This window comes from Rhodopila globiformis (assembly GCF_002937115.1).
Lineage (GTDB): Bacteria > Pseudomonadota > Alphaproteobacteria > Acetobacterales > Acetobacteraceae > Rhodopila > Rhodopila globiformis.
The window spans coordinates 1-2,672 of the sequence record NZ_NHRY01000165.1 but is presented as its reverse complement, the minus strand read 5'-3'; the positions used below and the strand labels follow the sequence as shown (position 1 = coordinate 2,672).

General features: G+C 65.2%; 2 protein-coding genes and 1 pseudogene. 2 read left to right on the top strand and 1 reads right to left on the bottom strand.

What is annotated here, in order from left to right; translation table 11 throughout:
* Both CCS01_RS34695 and CCS01_RS15845 read left to right on the top strand, forming a co-directional pair.
* Positions 1-182, top strand: a pseudogene (locus tag CCS01_RS34695) (ISAs1 family transposase); the annotation flags it as partial.
* Positions 148-1,950 (top strand): recombinase family protein, encoded by a 1,803-nt coding sequence (locus tag CCS01_RS15845; RefSeq protein ID WP_204848305.1) that lies wholly within the window; start codon positions 148-150, stop codon positions 1,948-1,950. The pseudogene CCS01_RS34695 and the gene CCS01_RS15845, both read left to right, overlap by 35 nt.
* A 515-nt stretch (positions 1,951-2,465) precedes the next feature.
* Here CCS01_RS15845 and CCS01_RS15840 read toward each other — a convergent pair.
* A partial coding sequence (locus CCS01_RS15840) for an ATP-binding protein (RefSeq protein WP_158258420.1) occupies positions 2,466-2,672 on the bottom strand: 207 nt, incomplete at its 5' end.

Sequence of the window (2,672 nt, the reverse complement as noted above, 5' to 3'; positions counted from 1 at the left end):
ACATGGTCTTCCGCGATGACGAGTGCCGCGTCCGGACAGACCATGCCCCGGCCAATTTCGCCGCCATCAAGCACATGGCGCAGAACCTGCTCCGCAATGCACCCGGGAAGAGTTCATTGCGCAGCAGCCGCAAGGCGGCCGGCTGGGATGATGATTTTCTCGCCAGCCTCGTTGTCAGGTAATTTTTTCGCCCGATTACCCTGGGCTGCGCCGCCGTACCGGTCGGCCCCGCGCCTCCGAGACAGGAGGTCAGTCATGAGACTCGCTCTCTATGCACGTGTATCGACACAACGTCAGGCACAGGCCGACGGCGTCGCCCAGCAACTGGAGCGTCTGCAAGCGCACGCCCAGGCGCAGGGCTGGACGGTGACGGCCGAGAACATCTTCCGCGATGATGGCTACAGCGGTGCCAGCCTCAAGCGGCCCGGTCTGGAGCGGCTGCGTGACCGCGCGGCGCTCTGTGCCCTCGACCGGGTGCTGATCACGGCGCCGGACCGGCTGGCGCGACAGTATGTCCATCAGGTGCTGTTGCTCGAGGAGCTGACCACGACCGGCTGCCAGGTCGAGTTCCTCGACCGGCCGATGACCCGGGATCCGCACGATCAGTTGCTGTTGCAGATCCGTGGCGCCGTGGCGGAATACGAGCGCAGCCTGATCGCCGAGCGGATGCGCCGGGGCCGTCTGCACAAGCTGCAATCGGGCGTGCTGCTGCCCTGGACAAGGCCGCCCTATGGCTTTCGTCTCGATCCCGAGCGGCCACGTGATCCGGCCGGGGTGCACCAGGACGAGGCCGAGGCGGCGGTGGTCGCCATGCTGTTCGCCCTCTATGCCGACGAGCATGACAGCCTGTTTGGCTTAACCAACAAGCTGCGGTGCGACGCCATTACGCCGCCGCACGCCGGACGGCGCTGGAACGTCACCACCGTGCGCCATATCCTGACCAATCCCGTCTATACAGGACAGATCTACGCTGGGCGTATACAAGAATCATGCGGTCCGGGGACATCGCGTCGGATACGACCGCGCGAAGAATGGATTGCGGTCGCGCCGGTCGCAGCGGTGGTGACGCAGGAGCAATTCGACCGCGTGCAGGACAGGCTCGCCCAGAACCGGCAGTTCGCACGCCGCAACAACACCGCGCATCCCTACCTGCTGCGCGCTCTGGTCAGTTGCGGCGTGTGCGGTCTCTCGTGCACCGGCCGCTGCGCCTCGCCAGGCTATTGTTACTACCAATGTAGGGACAAACTGTCGGCCCTGCATTCGCATCGCGACACGATCTGCCCCGCGCGCCTCATTCCCGCCGCCCAACTGGACGCAATGGTGTGGGCCGACCTCTGCCAGATGCTGACCCATCCCGAGACGATCCGCCTCGCGCTGGAGCGGGCTCATGGCGGGCACTGGCTGCCGCAGGAACTCCAGGCGCGCCGCAACACCCTCCGCCATGGGCAAGCCAGTCTGCAACGCCAGGTCGAACGGCTGACCGAGGCTTACCTTGCGGGCGTGATGGACCTGGCGGAATATCAGCGGCGGCGGCGCGACCTGGAGCAGCGTGAGCAGGCCCTCGCCGGGCAAGAGCGCCAACTTGAGGCACAGGCGGACCGCCAGGCCGAAATCGTGCGTCTTGGGTTGAACGTGGAGCAGTTCTGCCAGCGCGTCAGCCAGGGGCTTGAACAAGCCAGTTGGGAGCAGAAGCGGCAGTTGATCGAGTGGCTGATCGCCCGTGTCGTCGTCACCAATGGCGAGGTCGAGATCCGTTACGTGATCCCGACCAGCCCAACCGGCGAGGCCGACCGCTTTTGTCATTTGCGTTCACACCATCGAGCCGCAGTTCCGCGATACCAAGGACCTGCGCTTCGGCATGGGGATGGGTGCCATGCGGGTGAATTGGCTGTGTCCATGAATTTTGGCCCACTTGTGCTGACGAATTCTGGCCCACCCTCCGGGGTTTGATCGGCTGAGCCGGGCCTCGGCCCGGCTCAGCCGGTCAGCGTCAGATCTCTGTCCTTTCCATCATGATTTGCCTGCCGTGCCTTTCGCGTCAGGCTCGCTCATCGCTGCCTCGCCTTTTTTCCGTCACTGACGAATATTGCCCGCTGCTCGGAAGCGGTGATGGTCTGTCACCGACCGATTGAATTCCGTCAGATGACAGTAATTGGCGAGGCAGCGAGGTGATCCCGCCAGAGCCGGACCTGCGGATGCCGGGTGTGGCAGCGGGGGCCGCTGTCCATGCCGTGCCGTTACTGCGTAACGGGGTGGCCTGCTGCCATGGGCTGGTGATACGGTGTGCCGTGCCATCAGCAGTCGTGCGCCGGATGGGCCCTGGCTCGCGCTGACAGCGCCATATTCCGTCAGATGACAATAATGCCCGCGATTGCTGCGGTGCCTGGCCCATCAAGCCGGCGCCCAACCGGCCGTGCCGGACCGCCCTCTGCGCTGCGGGTCGCGTCATGTCCCTGTCCTTCCCATCAGGTTTTGCTCGCCTTGCGCTGGGCCGTCGTGCGGCGGAACCGGTAGGACTCGGTCCCGGTGGTGATGATGTGGGCCCGGTCGGTCAGCCGATCGATCAGCGCCTTGCACAGCCGCGGATTGGGGATCACCTGCGACCACTCGGAGAACGGCAGGTTGGTGGTCACGATCACCGCTGCCTTCTCGGCCCGGTCGGCGATCACCTG